The sequence below is a fragment of the Nocardiopsis baichengensis YIM 90130 genome, assembly GCF_000341205.1.
Classification (GTDB): domain Bacteria; phylum Actinomycetota; class Actinomycetes; order Streptosporangiales; family Streptosporangiaceae; genus Nocardiopsis_A; species Nocardiopsis_A halophila.
Genome location: NZ_ANAS01000018.1, coordinates 57,186 through 71,337 on the forward strand (window position 1 = coordinate 57,186; position 14,152 = coordinate 71,337).

Consider the following 14,152-nt stretch of genomic DNA (forward strand, 5'->3'; position numbering starts at 1 on the left):
TTGCCGGGCGGCGGGTCGCCGGGGGCCAGGGGCGACGGCGGCGATGAGGCGGGGTCGGCGATCCATCGGCTGGCGCTGTCGGGTGTGGGGCGTTCGGGGGCCGTCGGAGCGGTCAACGACGGGACGGCTGGTTCCCCGCTCGGGGCTGCTTGCCGGGCGGCGGGTCGCCGGGGGCCAGGGGAGTGCGGCGACGAAGAGATGAGGCGGTTCCCCCTGCTCTGGCGGTCGGCCGCCGGGTGGCCTGCCGCCTTGGCCTTGGAGGGGCCCTTCCGGTCGTGTCCGCCGGCGTGGTGGAACTCTGAGGCGCCTCGAGGCTTCCGGCCGCCCCCCCGGGGGCACTGCCTGCCGTCCGTATCGACGCCCCCGTTGATCTCGGGAGAGTCGGGGTAATACCGGCGAGTATTACCCCGACTCTCCCGAGATCAACGGCGAGGAGGGGCGCGCACCCGGGGCGGGGGCGCCGATCGCGCCGCAGCGGTCGCACCGCTCACAAGGACGCGGCCGACAGTTCCACCACGCCGGCGGACACGACCTGGGGAACCGCCCCGCTTCCTCGTCGCCGCCGTTCCCCTGGCCCCGAAGAGCCCTGCTGCTCGGCAAGCAGCCCCGAGCGGGGCACCAGCCGTCCCGTCGCCGCTCCTGTTCCGGGACCGCGGGAGGCCCGGCGGCCGACCGGCGACACCGGGCAACCGCTTCGCCCCGTCGTCGCCGCCCTCTCCCTGGCACTCCGATGACCCGCCGCCCGGCAAGCGGCCGCGAGCGGGGAACCAGCCGTCCCATCGTCGCCCTCCCCTTGGCTCCGAAGGGCCCGGCCGCCCGGCAAGCGGCCCGGAGCGGGGAACCAGCTGCGCCGTCACCGCCGTTGCGGTGACCGTCCACGCGCCCGGCGCCCGGCGGTGCTGCCGGTCGGGTCGCCCGCCTGGTCTCGTCGTTGCCATCGTCCTGGCGCTCCGCCGCCCTGGCGTCCGGCCGGGGCGGGGAGCGGGGGACCTGCTCTCCCGCCCCGCCCTCCAAGTCCCGGCGCCACTCCCGGCCCCCCGGTCCCCACCCCGGCCCCCACCCTCGGCGGCTACTCCGGGCGATCGGGGCAGTGAGATGAAACACGCCGTTAACCCACCTGTGCCGCACCCCCGCGTGAACGGGCTCACCTGGGCTAACGCTAGTCTGGAGGGCCGTTCCCCGGGGGCGGGCGGCCCATGGTCCGGGTCGCCGGTGATCACCTATCGTGGAACCCCGGTGGAAACACCGCCGTGCGGCTGTTGTTAACCTTCCGTCCGGCGGTTTCATCCGCTTTGCGGATGTTTGCCGCTCTTGGCGGCGGGAAGACCCACCGCTAGCCCGGCACGCCGGGCAGGGGGCATGCCCGCTCCGCCGACGAGCGGGCCGACACCGCATCCGCGCCGCACCGCAGCGGCGAGGAGGTCGCAGGACCCGCGATTCGCGCGGTCCACGACCAGGATGTATAACCTGACCACCGACAGGGGCAGGCACCCGGCGCACCGCGCCCGGCCCACGAGGACGTGACACCCGGCCGGACGGCGCGCCCGCCACCGGTCCCTGGCGGCCCGCCGCGCCTCGGCGCAGCGGGCCCACAACCGAAGACCGCACACCGCAGCAGGGCCAACGTCGTCCCGAATGCGCTTTGACCAAAAGCCCATCGCACGACGACAGGAGGGTAGATGCCTGCTGGCCAGGTGCGGCGTTCCGACGCCCGCGGAAACGCCCATGACACCCCGAACGCGGCCGTCCGCGCCACCGGGGAGGGGCTCTACGAGCGGTCCTTCGAGCACGACGCCTGCGGAGTCGGCTTCGTCGCCGACCTCAACGGCCGGCGCACCCACGACACCGTGGACAAGGCCCTCACCGTCCTGCGCAACCTCGACCACCGCGGCGCCTCCGGCGCCGACCCCGACGACGGCGACGGCGCGGGCATCCTCACCCAGATCCCCGACGCCCTCTACCGCGAGGTCTGCGGCTTCGACCTGCCCGAGGCCGGCGCCTACGCCGCCGGCATCGCGTTCCTGCCCGCCGGCGAGGTCGACCGCGCCGCCGCCGTGCGCACCATCGAGGCCCTCGCCGCCGAGGAGCACCTGACCGTGCTGGGCTGGCGCGACCTGCCCGTCGAGCCGTCCTACTGCGGCCCCGCCGCCCGCGAGTCCATGCCGCACTTCGGCCAGCTCTTCGTCGCTGGCGCCCCCGGCGGCCCCGCCGAAGGCCTGACCGGCATCGAGCTGGAGCGCTACGCCTACTGCCTGCGCAAGCGCGCCGAGCACGAGGCCGGGGCGTACTTCCCCAGCCTCAGCCCGCGCACCATCGCCTACAAGGGCATGCTCACCACGCCCCAGCTGGAGCCGTTCTTCCCCGACCTGTCCGACCGGCGCTACACCTCCGCGCTGGCGCTGGTGCACTCCCGGTTCTCCACCAACACCTTCCCGTCGTGGCCGCTGGCCCACCCCTTCCGCTACGTGGCCCACAACGGCGAGATCAACACGGTCAAGGGCAACCGCAACATGATGCGCGCCCGCGAGGCCGACCTGGTCAGCGACGTGCTGCCCGGCGACCTGTCGCGCATCTTCCCCATCGCCGACCCCGAGGACTCCGACACCGCCTCCTTCGACGCCGCCCTGGAGCTGCTCCACCTGGGCGGGCGGTCGCTGCCGCACGCGGTGCTCATGATGATCCCGGAGCCGTGGGAGAACCACACCGAGATGGACCCCAAGGTCCGGGCCTTCTACGAGTTCCACTCCATGCTCATGGAGCCCTGGGACGGCCCCGCCTCGGTCTCCTTCACCGACGGCAGCCTCGTCGGCGCCGTCCTGGACCGCAACGGCCTGCGCCCCGGCCGCTACTGGGTCACCGACGACGGCACCGTCGTCCTGGCCAGCGAGGCCGGCGTGCTCGACATCGAGCCCGAGCGCATCGTCCGCAAGGGCCGCCTGCAGCCCGGCCGCATCTTCGTCGCCGACACCGCCTCCGGGCGCATCATCGAGGACGAGGAGATCAAGGCCGAGCTCGCCGCCGAGCACCCCTACGCCGAATGGCTGGAGCAGGGCGTGGTCCGCCTGGCCGACCTGCCCGCCGCCGAGCCCGAGGCCCCCGCCGACCGCGACCTCACCCGCGAGCAGCAGGTCTTCGGCTACACCGAGGAGGAGCTGCGGGTCATCCTGACCCCCATGGCCCGCACCGGCGCCGAGCCCATCGGCTCCATGGGCACCGACACCCCCGTCGCCGCCCTGTCCACCCGGTCCCGGCAGCTCTTCGACTACTTCACCCAGGGCTTCGCCCAGGTCACCAACCCGCCGCTGGACGCCATCCGCGAGGAGCTGGTCACCAGCCTGGGCACCACCCTGGGCGCCGAGGAGAACCTGCTCTCGGCCACCCCCGAGGACTGCCGGCGCATCGTGCTGCCCACCCCCGTCCTCGACGACGCCGAACTCGCCGCGGTCCGCGCCGCCGGCGGCCCCGACGGCGACCCCGACTTCCGGGTGCACGTGCTCGAGGGCACCTACCCCGCCGACGGCGGCGGCCGCGCCCTCAAGGCCCGCCTGGAGGAGGTCTGCGCCGAGGCCGACCGGGCCATCGCCGAGGGCGCCCGCATCCTGGTGCTCAGCGACCGCGGCGCCGGCCCCGACCGCGCCCCCGTGCCCTCGCTGCTGTTCACCGGCGCCGTCCACCACCACCTGGTGCGCGAGAAGACCCGCAACAAGGTGGGCCTGGTCGTCGAGGCCGGCGACGCCCGCGAGTGCCACCACATGGCCCTGCTGCTGGGCTACGGCGCCTCCGCGGTCAACCCCTACCTGGCCCTGGACACCGTCGCCGACCTCGTCGCGCGCGGCGTCATCGGCGGCACCGACACCGCCACCGCGGTGCGCAACACCGTCAAGGCCTACGGCAAGGGCGTGCTGAAGGTCATGTCCAAGATGGGCGTGTCCACCGTCGGCTCCTACACCGGCGCGCAGATCTTCGAGGCCCTGGGGCTGGGCGCCGAGGTCGTCGACCGCTGCTTCACCGGCACCACCTCCCGCCTGGGCGGCGTCGGCTTCGACGTGCTCGCCGAAGAGGTGCGCCTGCGCCACGCCTCCGCCTACCGCGAGGACCGCCCCCACCACCGGCGCCTGCCCGTGGGCGGGGAGTACCAGTGGCGGCGCGAGGGCGAGCCCCACCTGTTCGACCCCGAGACCGTCTTCAAGCTCCAGCACTCCACCAGCACCCGCCGCTACGAGATCTTCAAGGAGTACACCTCCAAGGTCGACCGGCGCGCCGGCGAGCTGATGACCCTGCGCGGCCTGCTCCGGTTCAAGGAGGGGGCGCGGCAGCCGGTGCCCATCGAGGAGGTCGAGCCGGCCTCGGAGATCGTCAAGCGCTTCTCCACCGGCGCCATGAGCTACGGCTCCATCTCCGCCGAGGCCCACGAGACCCTCGCCATCGCCATGAACCGCCTCGGCGGCAAGTCCAACACCGGCGAGGGCGGCGAGGACCCGCGCCGCTTCACCCCCGACGCCGACGGGGACCTGCGCCGCAGCGCCATCAAGCAGGTCGCCTCCGGCCGGTTCGGGGTGACCTCGCACTACCTCACCAACGCCGACGACATCCAGATCAAGATGGCCCAGGGCGCCAAGCCCGGCGAGGGCGGCCAGCTGCCCGGCCACAAGGTCTACCCGTGGGTGGCCACCACCCGCCACTCCACCCCCGGCGTCGGGCTCATCTCCCCGCCGCCGCACCACGACATCTACTCCATCGAGGACCTCGCCCAGCTCATCCACGACCTCAAGAACGCCAACCCGCAGGCGCGGGTGCACGTCAAGCTGGTCTCCGAGGCCGGCGTGGGCACCGTCGCCGCCGGCGTCTCCAAGGCCCACGCCGACGTGGTGCTCATCTCCGGGCACGACGGCGGCACCGGCGCCTCCCCGCTGACCTCGCTCAAGCACGCCGGCACCCCCTGGGAGCTGGGCCTGGCCGAGACCCAGCAGACCCTGCTCCGCAACGGCCTGCGCGACCGCATCACCGTCCAGGCCGACGGGCAGATGAAGACCGGCCGCGACGTCGTCATCGCCGCCCTGCTCGGCGCCGAGGAGTACGGCTTCGCCACCGCGCCCCTGGTCGTCTCCGGCTGCGTCATGATGCGCGTGTGCCACCTGGACACCTGCCCGGTGGGCGTGGCCACCCAGAACCCGGTCCTGCGCGAGCGCTACTCGGGCAAGGCCGAGTTCGTGGTGAACTTCTTCGAGTTCATCGCCGAGGAGGTCCGCGAGTACCTGGCCGAGCTGGGCTTCCGCAGCCTGGACGAGGCCGTGGGCGCCGTCGACGCCCTCGAGGTCGACGACGCGGTGCGGCACTGGAAGACCCAGGGCCTGGACCTGGCGCCGATCCTGCACGAGGAGGCCGCCTGGGGCGGCGACCACGTGCGCCGCGTCCGCACCCAGGACCACGGGTTGGAGAAGGCCCTGGACAACACCCTGATCCAGCTCGCCGAGGGCGCCCTGGACTACGGCCAGCAGGTCACCCTCGACCTGCCGGTGCGCAACGTCAACCGCACCGTGGGCACCATGCTCGGCCACGAGGTCACCAAGCGCCACGGCGCCGACGGCCTGCCCGACGACACCGTCGACATCACCTTCACCGGCTCGGCCGGCCAGTCCTTCGGCGCCTTCGTCCCGCGCGGCATCACGCTGCGCCTGGTCGGCGACGCCAACGACTACGTCGGCAAGGGGCTCTCCGGCGGCCGCATCACCGTGCGGCCCCCCGAGGGCGCGACCTTCCCCGCCGAAGAGCACATCATCGCCGGCAACGTCATCGCCTACGGGGCCACCTCCGGCGAGGTGTTCCTGCGCGGCGTGGTCGGCGAGCGGTTCTGCGTGCGCAACTCCGGCGCGCTGGCCGTCGCCGAGGGCGTGGGCGACCACGGCTGCGAGTACATGACCGGCGGGCGCGCGGTGGTCCTGGGCCGGACCGGCCGCAACTTCGCCGCGGGCATGAGCGGCGGCATCGCCTACGTGCTCGACCTGGACCCCGAGCGGGTCAACGGCGAGATGGTGGACCTGGAGCCGCTCGAGGAGGAGGACCGGGAGTTCCTGCGGGACGTCCTGGCCCGGCACCGCGCCGAGACCGGATCGGCCGTCGCCGAGAAGCTGCTGGCCGGGTTCGAGTCCGAGGCCGCCCGCTTCACCAGGGTCATGCCGCGCGACTTCAAGCGCGTGCTGGAGGCCCGGGCCGAGGCCGAGCGCACCGGAGCCGACGTCGACCAGGCCGTCATGGCCGCCGCGCAGGCGTAGAGCCCCGCGCCGAGAGAGGAGGGAACACGCACCATGGGCGACCCCAAGGGCTTCCTGAAGATCACCGAGCGCGAGCTTCCCGCGCACCGGCCCGTCGACGTCCGCATCCAGGACTGGCGCGAGGTCTATGAGGACTTCGACCGCGGCACCGTCACCAAGCAGGCCTCCCGCTGCATGGACTGCGGCATCCCGTTCTGCCACAACGGCTGCCCCCTCGGGAACCTCATCCCCGAGTGGAACGACCTGGTGCACCGGCACGACTGGGGCGAGGCCATCGAGCGCCTGCACGCCACCAACAACTTCCCGGAGTTCACCGGGCGGCTGTGCCCGGCACCGTGCGAGTCGGCGTGCGTGCTGGGCATCGACCAGCCCGCGGTGACCATCAAGAACGTCGAGGTCTCCATCATCGACCGGGCTTGGGAGGAGGGCTGGGTGCGCCCCCAGCCCCCCGCGGTGCGCACCGGTAGAAAGGTGGCCGTGGTCGGCTCCGGCCCCGCCGGGCTGGCCGCCGCCCAGCAGCTCACCCGCGCCGGACACGACGTCACCGTCTACGAGCGGGCCGACCGCATCGGCGGGCTGCTGCGCTACGGCATCCCCGAGTTCAAGATGGAGAAGCGCCACCTGGACCGCCGCCTGGCCCAGATGGCCGCCGAGGGCACCCGGTTCCGCACCGGCATGGACATCGGCACCGACATCACCGTCAAGGAGCTGCGCGCCGAGAACGACGCCGTGCTGCTGGCCGGGGGCGCCACCCGCTCCCGCGACCTGCCCGTGCCCGGCCGCGAGCTGGACGGCGTGCACCAGGCCATGGAGTACCTGCCGCTGGCCAACCGGGTGCAGGAGGGCGACTACCGGGACCCGGCCATCACCGCCGAGGGCAAGGACGTCGTCGTCATCGGCGGCGGCGACACCGGCGCCGACTGCATCGGCACCGCCCACCGCCAGGGCGCCCGGTCGGTCACCCAGCTGGAGATCATGCCCAAGCCCCCGGCGAAGCGGCCCGACCACCAGCCCTGGCCGACCATGCCGGCGGTCTACAAGGTCACCAGCGCCCACGAGGAGGGCGGCAAGCGCGTCTACTCGGTCAACACCGTGGAGTTCCTCGGCGACGACCAGGGGCGGGTGCGCGCGCTCAAGCTCGTCGACGTCGAGCGCACCGACTCCGGCTTCGAGCCGGTGCCCGGCACCGAGCGGGAGATCCCGGCCCAGCTGGTCACCCTGGCCATGGGCTTCGTGGGCCCGGAGAAGGAGGGCATGGTCGAGGACCTGGGCGTGGAGCTGGACGGGCGCGGCAACGTGGTCCGCGACGGCGACTACGCCACCACGGTCGACGGTGTCTTCTGCGCCGGCGACATGGGCCGCGGCCAGTCCCTCATCGTGTGGGCGATCGCCGAGGGCCGCTCGGCGGCCGCGGGCGTCGACCGCTACCTGGGCGCCGACTCCGCTCTTCCCACGGCCATCCCGCCGACGGAGCGGCCGCTGGTCTGACGGGGGAGGGGACCGCTGAGCCCCTCCCCTCCCGGAGCCGCCCCTCACTCGGAGCGTTCACCCCGAGGGGCGGCTCCGTGCGCTTCCGCCCGGCGCACGGCCGGCCGCAGGCGGCGCCGCTGCCCACCGTCCCGGCGGTGGGCAGGGGCACCGCCGTAGGGCGGGTCCACCGGTTCCGGTGCAGGAGGGCCGCGGCCAGGCGCCGTCGGCGGCCGCGCACCTCCGAGGGGCCGTGCGGACCCGGTGCGACGTCCGGCGCCTCGGCAAGCGGGCCGGGGGCGCCTTCCCCCCAGGGGCGCGGCCTTGGGACGTCCGGTGCGCGCGGGATACCGTCGGTGCATGGGGTACCGGCTCCTCGGCGAGGCCGCGATGCTGCTGCATTTCGCCTTCCTCGTCTACGTCACCGTCGGCGGCTTCCTCGCCTGGCGGTGGCCGGCCCTGTTCTGGCCGCACGCCCTGGTCGCCGCCTACGCCCTGGCCATCACCCTGGTGGGGTGGGACTGCCCGCTGACCCACGTCGAGGACTGGGCGCGCCTGCGCGCCGGGCAGGCCGGGCTCCCGGCGGAGGGGTTCATCGAGCACTACCTGACCGGGGTCGTCTACCCCGAGGGGCACCTGGTGACGGCCCGGCTCGGGGCGGCGCTGTCGGTGGCGGCCTCCTGGACGGGGGCGGCGGTGCTCGCCGCGCGCCGCCGCTCGCGGGGGAGCGCGTTAAGGATGCGTGAGAATCGCGACCTTTGACGCGAATTTGCGTCCGATTTGCCCGAGTATAAAACCGGCAAAATCCCCCAAACTGGGTATGTCGGCCACGTTTGCCGGGCAGGGCCGGGTGCACAATCACGGCATGACCACCGTGAAATCCAACGCCCTGCACACGGCAGAGCACTTCATTTCGCGTTCCGCACGCCTCCTCGACCGGCACCGCTTCGCCCACCTGTTCACCGGCGGACCCGCCGAACCCGTCCGCACCGTCCTGGAGGCCTACCGCAACGTCGACGGCGGCTACGGCAACGGCCTCTACCCCGACCTGCGCGGACACGGAAGCCAGCCCCTCGCCGTCAAATACGCCCTGCGCTACCACGACGAACTCGGCCCCATCACCGAAGAGCTCGCCCGGACCACCACCACCTACCTCACCGCCGTCGGCCACCCCAACGGCGGCGTCCCCCCGGTCACCCCCGCCGCCCTGCACACCGAGGCCTCCCCGCACTGGCGCACCCTCGCCGCCGACCACCCCGCCGGCGCCCTGCGCCCCACCGCCGCCATCGTCGCCCTCCTCCACAAGCACCACACCCCCGGCTCCTGGCGCGACCGCGCCACCGCCTTCTGCTGGACCCGCATCGACGCCCTCCACTGGACCGACCCCGACGAGGCCCAGGCCGTCTGCGCCTTCCTCGAACACGCCCCCGACCGCGACCGCGCCGAGACCGCCCTGGCCCGCCTCACCCCCATGATCCGCGCCGTCATCGAGACCGACCCCGAACGCCCCGGAACCGTCCGCCGCCCCCTCGACCTCGCCCCCCACCCCCGCAGCCTCGCCCGCCGCCTCTTCAGCGACGACGAGATCCAGGGCAACCTCGACCTGCTCGAAGCCGCCCAGCGCCCCGACGGCGGCTGGGACACCGTCCGCGAGCACTGGACCGCCACCGCCACCGAGGAATGGCGCGGCATGGCCACCATCCGCCGCCTGCTCACCCTCCAGGCCTACGGACGCCTCACCACCGGCGCCCCCGACCGCAACCCCGGGCCCTGACCCCCGGGCCCCGGTGAGGGGCCGCCGCCCCGGCCCCTCACCGGGCCCCGGCCCGACACGCCCCCCACGCACCGCGGCCCCGCCCCCGCCACCCACCGGTCGCCCGTTCGCAACCTGGTTTAGACCACCAGGGCCCACAGACGCTCTAGAGTGGGAAGAGTGACACGACGAGCAAAGATCGTCGCGACCCTCGGCCCGGCCACGGCCAGCCCGGAGATCCTCTCCGAGCTCGTCGACTCCGGCCTCGACGTCGCACGACTCAACCTCAGCCACGGAACCCACGACGACCACCGCGCCAACTACGAGAACGTGCGCGCGGCGGCCAAAGAGAAAGGGCGCAACGTCGGCATCCTCGCCGACCTCCAGGGCCCCAAGATCCGCCTGGGCACCTTCGCCGACGGCCCCGTCGACCTCACCCCCGGCGACCCCTTCACCATCACCGTCGACGACGCCCCCGGCGACGCCCGCCGCGTCTCGACCACCTACAAGGGCCTCACCGGCGACGTCCGCCCCGGCGACCGCGTCCTCATCGACGACGGCCGCATCGTGCTGGAGTGCACCAAGACCACCGGCACCGACGTGCACACCCGCGTCGTCATCGGCGGCCCCGTCTCCGACCACAAGGGCCTCAACCTGCCCGGCGTCGCCGTCAGCGTCCCGGCCCTGACCCACAAGGACGAAGAGGACCTGCGCTGGGCCCTGCGCCAGGGCGTCGACATGGTCGCCCTGTCCTTCGTGCGCAGCCCCTCCGACGCCGACGAGGTCCACGCCATCATGGACGAGGAGGGCACCCGCGTCCCCCTCATCGCCAAGATCGAGAAACCCCAGGCGGTCGAGCGCCTCCAGGACATCATCGAGGTCTTCGACGGCGTCATGGTCGCCCGCGGCGACCTCGGCGTCGAACTGCCCCTGGAGAACGTCCCCATGGTGCAGAAGCGCGCCATCGAGCGCTGCCGCGACAAGGCCAAGCCGGTCATCGTCGCCACCCAGATGCTCGAATCGATGATCAACGCGCCCCGGCCCACCCGCGCCGAGGCCTCCGACGTCGCCAACGCCGTCCTCGACGGCGCCGACGCCGTCATGCTCTCCGGCGAGACCAGCGTCGGCGCCTACCCCGTCGAGACCGTCCGCACCATGGACCGCATCGTCGTGGCCGCCGAACAGGAGTCGCTGCGCGCCTCCCACATCCTCAACCGGGTCCCCGAGACCACCGGAGGCGCCATCGCGCGCGCCGCCGCCGAGGTCGGCGCCACCATCGGGGCCAAGGCCCTCGTCGCCTTCACCATGTCCGGCGAGACCGCCCGCCGCCTCGCCCGGTACCGCTCGCCCGTCCCGCTCATCGCCTTCACCACCCAGAAGGCCACCCGCGGACGCCTCTCCCTGCAGTGGGGCGTGGACGCCTACTGCGTCCCCTGGGTCGACCACACCGACGAGATGGTCCGCCAGGTCGAGACCGAGCTCCTCGACATGGGCATCTACCAGAAGGGCGACACGATCGTCATCGTGGCGGGAAGCCCGCCCGGAACCCCCGGTTCCACCAACTCCCTGCGCGTGCACCGCATCGGTGACGCCATCACGCACGGGAAGTGATCCGCCGCTGAACCGGCAGGGGAACCGGCCGAGGGACGACCACCGTCCCCGCCGACGACGCCCCGCCGACAGGCCCCGCACCCGGGAACGTCCCGAGGACGCATCCCGGGCGGGGGCCTGAGGGGGCGGCGGACCGGCCAACAGGCGCCCGCGCCTGCCGACCGCCCCCACCCCGCCGGCGCCCCGCGGAGACCGCGGGGGAGCGCCGCGGACGACCTCCTTCACCGAGGCGGACGGAGAAGGAGCGCGACCCGCGCCTCCGGACCGGTCCGGAGCCCACGTCAGAGCCCAGAACGCTCAGACCACCACTCAGAACACGGCGTCAGCGCCGACGGGCACCCGTCGTGCCGCCCTCCAGGCCGCCCAACGCGCCGCCGTCCGCCGCCGACGCGCCTCCGCCCCGCGACTCCTCGCGCGGCCGGGGCGCATCCTCCGCCTCACCGGCCGGCGCCGCCTCGGCCGCATCCCCGCCAGGAACCTCCTCGTCGGCGGGAACCACCGACGATCCCTCGGAGGCGGGGCCCTCATCGCCCGGGCCGCCGGGCGACTCGGGTGCGTCCGGCATCTCCTCGACATCGAACAGAGGGCCGTCGATGGCGGGGTGGCCGAGCACAGGGCCACCGCCCCCGGTCGCACCAGGGCCGCCCGAACCCGCCGGGCCGTCGCCCGCGCCCGTCGTCGGGGAACCGGCGCCGCCGACGCGTCCACCGGACTCGGCGGCCTCGCCCTCCCGGTCCGCGCGGGCCTCCTCCTCGGCCACGGCGTCCGACCCCTCATCGGGCCTGCCGCCCTCCGGCGCCCCGGCACCCGTCACGGCGCCCGGAAGCATGTACGACCCCTCACCGGTCCCCGACGTCTCGTACGGCACCCGCTCCAGCGGCATGTCCCACGGCAGCAGCCGCCAAGGGCTGTCGTCATCGGTCGCCAGGATCCCCAGCGCCGTCCACACCCGGTCCGGCTCGCCGTCACCGCCGGCGCCCCCGCGCCACAGCAGGTACCCGCCGTGGAACGCAGCCGACAGCCGGTCCCAGCCCGAGAAGCGGCGCTGCAGGTCCGTCGCCACCCGCCGCAGCAGGTTCTGCGTCTCCGCCTGGCTCAACCAGTTCAGCGTCGCGCCGCCGCACGCCAACCGCACCAGGTGCGCCGACTTCCACCACCCGTAGGAGCCGACCACCACCGACTCGCCCGCGTCCTCCGCGCCGGTCACCTCGCGCATCCGCTCGACCTGCTCGGGCGTGAGCCGCACCTGCTGCTCCGTGAACGCCTCCTCCGCGGCCGGGGAGCGTGCCCCCTCGGGAAGGCGCGTGCGCGCCACCCCGGTGTGCAGATCGATCACCAGCTCTGCCCGGGGGCTCGAATGCAGCTCCTCCCACAGGGCCTCGACCGTCGCGAGCAGGCCCGCGCGGTCGGTGATGCCCCACTCCTCCTCCAGGACGCTCCGATAGCGGCGGCGCAGCTGCGGGCGCGAGATGACGTCCCACGGCTCGGCCACCGCCACCCGGAACGGCGCGGCCACCGCCACCGCCCAGCGCTCGGTGCTCAGCGGGCCGTCCCGGTCCCGCGCGCGCAGGGAGGGGGACTCGCGGGAGCCGATCACCAGCTCGGCGAAGGAGAGACCCAAGAGCAGGACGATGGGGAGGAACGCCCAGCCGCCCTGGCCGGTGGCGACGAGCACGACGACGAGCAGCGCCAGCGGGGCCAATAGCCACGGCTGCCGCCGCTTGGAAGCCCAGGCCACTACCGCCCAGGAACCGATCACCAGGACTCCGAGGATCCCGGCCACCGCGGTCAGCACCGCCCACTCCCTTCGCACCGGACGACGCCGAAGGGCGCGCGTCCGCGACACTCCCACATCCAGCATCGGTGACTCTCGGCCGTCATGGCGACGAAACCCACGTGTTGTGCTCAGGTTGTGGCCGTGATGTGACCACGGGGAGTGACCTGGAGCGGAGTCCAGGTTAAGGATGTGACGGATCAGCTTTTCGGACCGATGAAGGTGTCCAGGAGGGCGACGGAGTCGCGCTTGGCGACGGAGAGGACGCCGGGATCGCGATAGCCCTCCTTGGAGGGCTTCTTCCAGTTCAGCTTCCACTCCGCGCCGACGAGATCCAGGGCCGAGCCGAGGATGTCGTGGATGTCCTGCGAGGTGTTCGAGAAGAAGTAACGGGGGTAGGCGTAGTGCTTCCAGTCGCCGGCGACCTTGCGTCGCACCTTGTTCGCCACCCGGCATCCATCTGAATGGAACAGCCCTCGGATGAGCGGCTGAGGAGTCTCCTGGACGATCTCCGCCTGCCAAGGCTGGAGGATGATGGGGCGGCTGTGCTTGTGGCCGGGGCCGTGCTGGGGGAATATGCAGGGCCAGTGTTTCGAAGAGGCCCGGACGATCACCATGCCGACCCCCTCCTTGGTCCTGAGGCCGGGGGAGACCGGGAAGACCCTCCCCATCGCCGTCCGACACTCCTCGATCAGGTCGGGGTACACGGCCGTGCAGAAGATGCAGAGCAGGAACACCCCTTTTCGGCAGCGCACGATGTGGCCGTCGCCCAGGTAGAGGCCGAGCAGGTATGCGTAGGCCTCCTTGTCGAGCTCGGCTCCTGAGCAGGGTGGGCAGTAAGTAGTCCTGCCGGCTTTAGTGGTCGGGTGGCGTCGGCGTCCCGTCCGCCAGTGGCGGACGGTCCAGATCGAGACGCCCACGGCGTTCGCGATTTGGCGGTCGGTCCAGCCCTGTGCGTGCAGCCGCAGGGCCTCGTCGACGACTTTGCGGGGGTACATGAGTTCGAGTATGAGCGGCACGGTCGCACTCATGTTCGATATCCACAGAAAATAAAAAAGGCGCTCGCGCGCCTGTTGGTGCCGGAAGTGGGATTCGAACCCACACGCCCCGGAGGGCAATCGCTTTTGAGGCGATAGTGTCTACCTTTCCACCATTCCGGCGTGTTTGTGGAAATTGGGGTATTTGTCCTCAATGTCCATTTTTTGAGGGTGTCGGCTCGATGTCCTGGGCGGAGGCAGGGTAGCCGACGTCCCGGAGTCTACACGTTCTCGGTAC

Annotated in this window: 6 protein-coding genes, 1 tRNA gene and 1 pseudogene; 5 read left to right on the top strand and 3 right to left on the bottom strand. The window is 72.9% G+C overall.

What is annotated here, in order from left to right; all coding sequences use genetic code 11:
- Nucleotides 1-1,679 precede the first annotated feature (1,679 nt).
- From gltB to pyk, 5 genes are all read left to right on the top strand, one after another.
- On the top strand, nt 1,680-6,272 hold the full coding sequence (gltB, locus tag C892_RS0115075; RefSeq protein WP_026124375.1) for a glutamate synthase large subunit: 4,593 nt from the start codon (nt 1,680-1,682) through the stop codon (nt 6,270-6,272).
- Between the two features lie 33 nt (nt 6,273-6,305).
- Nucleotides 6,306-7,760: a glutamate synthase subunit beta gene (locus C892_RS0115080; RefSeq protein WP_017557898.1), complete on the top strand. Its 1,455-nt coding sequence runs from the start codon at nt 6,306-6,308 to the stop codon at nt 7,758-7,760.
- Between the two features lie 339 nt (nt 7,761-8,099).
- Nucleotides 8,100-8,501 (top strand): DUF2784 domain-containing protein, encoded by a 402-nt coding sequence (locus C892_RS0115085; RefSeq protein ID WP_017540502.1) that lies wholly within the window; start codon nt 8,100-8,102, stop codon nt 8,499-8,501.
- A 103-nt stretch (nt 8,502-8,604) separates the two neighbouring features.
- A complete protein-coding gene (locus C892_RS0115090) occupies nt 8,605-9,513 on the top strand; it encodes a hypothetical protein (protein ID WP_017557899.1) in 909 nt (302 codons plus the stop codon).
- 159 nt (nt 9,514-9,672) lie between these two features.
- A complete protein-coding gene (gene pyk / locus C892_RS0115095; RefSeq protein ID WP_017557900.1) occupies nt 9,673-11,103 on the top strand; it encodes a pyruvate kinase in 1,431 nt (476 codons plus the stop codon).
- A gap of 856 nt (nt 11,104-11,959) precedes the next feature.
- Here pyk and C892_RS32270 read toward each other — a convergent pair.
- The 3 genes and pseudogenes from C892_RS32270 to C892_RS0115110 form a co-directional block, all read right to left on the bottom strand.
- Nucleotides 11,960-12,898: pseudogene (locus tag C892_RS32270) on the bottom strand (DUF1266 domain-containing protein); the annotation flags it as partial.
- Between the two features lie 179 nt (nt 12,899-13,077).
- Nucleotides 13,078-13,908, bottom strand: a complete 831-nt coding sequence (locus tag C892_RS0115105) for a helix-turn-helix domain-containing protein (protein ID WP_017557902.1) — start codon at nt 13,906-13,908, stop codon at nt 13,078-13,080.
- A gap of 43 nt (nt 13,909-13,951) precedes the next feature.
- Nucleotides 13,952-14,037 (bottom strand) — tRNA-Leu (locus C892_RS0115110).
- Nucleotides 14,038-14,152: the final 115 nt, after the last annotated feature.